This is a genomic window from Vicinamibacteria bacterium (genome assembly GCA_035620555.1).
Lineage (GTDB): Bacteria > Acidobacteriota > Vicinamibacteria > Marinacidobacterales > SMYC01 > DASPGQ01.
In genome coordinates, this window is the sequence record DASPGQ010000488.1 from 1 (window position 1) to 2,710 (window position 2,710).

Genomic DNA, 2,710 nt, shown 5'->3' on the forward strand with positions numbered 1-2,710 from the left:
GTCGAGCGCGCTCTCCTTCGAATAGCCGAAGCGGCGGTTCAGGTTGAGGAGGATCTCTTCCGCATACTTTCGCAGCTTCTCGTCGAAGGCATCATACTTCTGGGGGTTCATGCGCTTCTGAAAGACGGCGTCGCGCAAGGCCTCCGGGTCCACGTCGCCGATCGTCCGACGGTGAGAGAGCAGCCTCTCGTACTCCTGTCCGAAGCACGTAAGGAAGTTGTCCCTTCGCGAGCTGACGACCGACTTCCCCTCCTCCAGGGCGACCTCTCCCGTGTCGTTCATGTCCAGGAAGCGCTCCGCGATCTCCCGACGGTAGACGTCGGGCAGTATCCCGGGCGCGAGTATGCGCTCGATCGAGCTCATGTATTTGGGATCGGCCTCATCGACCTTGGCGCCAGTGACCGGATCGAAGTAAGTGAAACGGCGGATCATGATGTGCGCGAAGGCGCTGTTCTCACGCGCACGCTGCAGCAGGACATGCTGCAGATACTTTCGCAGATCCAGCGCGATCTCCTGCGGATCCCGGTTGACGGTGGCGACGGTGATCTCGCGCCGCACGATGTCGTGATAGATGGCCTGGGCCACTCTCACCAATCCGGCGAAATCACCGTAGTCCCCTTCCCCCTCCTCGAACGTCGTTTCGCCAATGGAGCGCATCGGTGGGCCCTGCCGGTCCTTGCGGAACTTTTCGTCCATAGCGAGCCAACGATGAAGGGCGGGTCCTTCCGCGAGCGTCTTCTTCAATCGACTGAAGAACGTCCCCACGTGGATCCGAAGGCCGTTCGAGTTCGCAATCGTGTCCCGCATCAAGTTCTGAAGCTGCCGGACGGAGATGCCATGCCGTCCCTCGTAAGGGTAGTGCTCGCTCCATAGGGCCCGCATGAAGTCGTCGTCGACCAGCTTCAATTGCTCCGCGGTGAACACCCCGCAATGTTCCAGGTTGATGCGATCGGGCTGGCGGGCGATCAAGTGCTCGTAGCGGTCGAGCTGGAGTATGTCCAGCCCCAGCCGAATGAGCTCGCTGCGGAACGGATGCCACTCGGGAAGCTTCTTGATGGTCGCCACCGGGTCTCCCGGCTGGGCCGAATAGATGAACAGCTTCTGCTCGGGCGTGATGTTGTAGTACAGGGTCTTCTTGGCGTCGCTCCAGCTCGCAAGAGGCGGCACTTTCGCGGGAGGAAGAAGCCGGCTGAGCACCGAGAAGTAAGTCGCGATTCGCAGGAGGTTGGGATCGACGTCATACTTTTCGCGCAGGTTGGCCATGTCCCGCTTGAGAATATCCATCTCCGAGTGGGCGTCGAGGAGATAGTTCACCGATATCTCTTCGATACGGTCGAGAAGCTTCGACGACGTCAGTTGCCGCTCGAGCCGCGTCATCTCCTCCAGGTTCGTCGTGGCGAGCACGGTGGTGTCGATGGTGGTCTGGGTCGATTCGATGGACGCTTTTCCGCTGCCGAGCAGCATCAGCAGAGGCTTGTAGGCCTCTTCGCTTCCGCCGCGGTCGTCTTCTCCCCCGAATGCGTCATGGATGTGGAGAAGGCCTCGGTTTGCCGCCACCATCGCCCCCTCGTACTGGAAGAGATAAGCGCCGGGAAGATGGTCGTTGACCACGGCGCGGTGGTCCTTTCCCAGATTCACTGGCCGGACCACGACTTTCAGTTGACGCATGTCGTCGATATTGGCAATGCCCTTCGCCTGCGCGTTCGAGAAGTCGAGCTCCTCGACCCGCACGTACTCCTCGAGAATGTCATACAGGGTCTTTCCCGAGTTTCGCGGGTTCTGCATGAGCTTCTCGATGATGTCGAGACTGCGCTTGTCGACGCTCGCGTTCTGGTAGAACGTGGGAAAGACCACGCGAGGCTGAGGGGCCCGCTCGCTATTGACCAGCTCGAAGAACTCCTGGCGGGGATGGGTCGTCTTGTCCTCGAGCTGAAGGCTCGTGGGCAAGAGGAGAATCGGATTGTGTCGGAACTTCGGTCGGAACTCCACCACTCGACCTTTGTTCTCGAAACGGAAGTAGAACGAGTAGAGACGAACGTCCGCGTGTTTGGAATATTCTTCGAGTGCGAGACTAACCAGATCGACGATATTGGTCTTCCCCGACGCCGGGGGCCCGACGAGAACGATGCCGCGTTGAGGACTCGATTCTTTACCGACCGAATCGATCACGTTGACGATCTGTTTGATGCAGTATTCCTGACCGAAAACGGCGTTAGTCCCCGAGGAGAAAGGATCCTTAAAAAGGTTGTAGCTCACCGCCGGCTCGCCGCTTCGCACGACGATCTCGAACCCGAAATGGTGAATGGCCTCGGCGATCAGCGTCGAGCTGGTTCGCAGACATCCCTGGGGATCGGCGAGGAAGCATTCGATGAACTCGGAGAACCTGAGATTGCGAGGTTTGCTTCCACCTAGAAAGTTGCGAAGGTCCATGATGTACCCCCCTTTCATTGCCTGGGTAACTCGAGAGACCTGACTTCAGTTTCCTCTCAACAGCTTTTCTCCTTTTCTCATTTTTTCCACGACCTCTTCGAACGACGACGGCTTGACCTCTTCGCTCTTGTACTGCGTGCCGGTGACCGAAAAGAGCTGATCCCGGGTCAGGAGCGCCACCGGAGACTTCCAGATCAAGTTCAGGTTTCTCAGGGTTGGCCGAATCCAGTCCTTTCGGAGCGAACGGCCGTCATCTCTGTGGTACAGCAGAAGGCCGCCA

2 protein-coding genes are annotated in these 2,710 nt (G+C 58.8%); both read right to left on the reverse strand.

The features are described 5' to 3' along the window. On the reverse strand, positions 1–2,430 hold a 2,430-nt coding region (locus tag VEK15_20045), incomplete at its 3' end, for a hypothetical protein (protein ID HXV63002.1). Between the two features lie 45 nt (positions 2,431–2,475). Continuing rightward, a partial coding sequence (locus tag VEK15_20050) for a hypothetical protein (GenBank protein ID HXV63003.1) occupies positions 2,476–2,710 on the reverse strand: 235 nt, incomplete at its 5' end.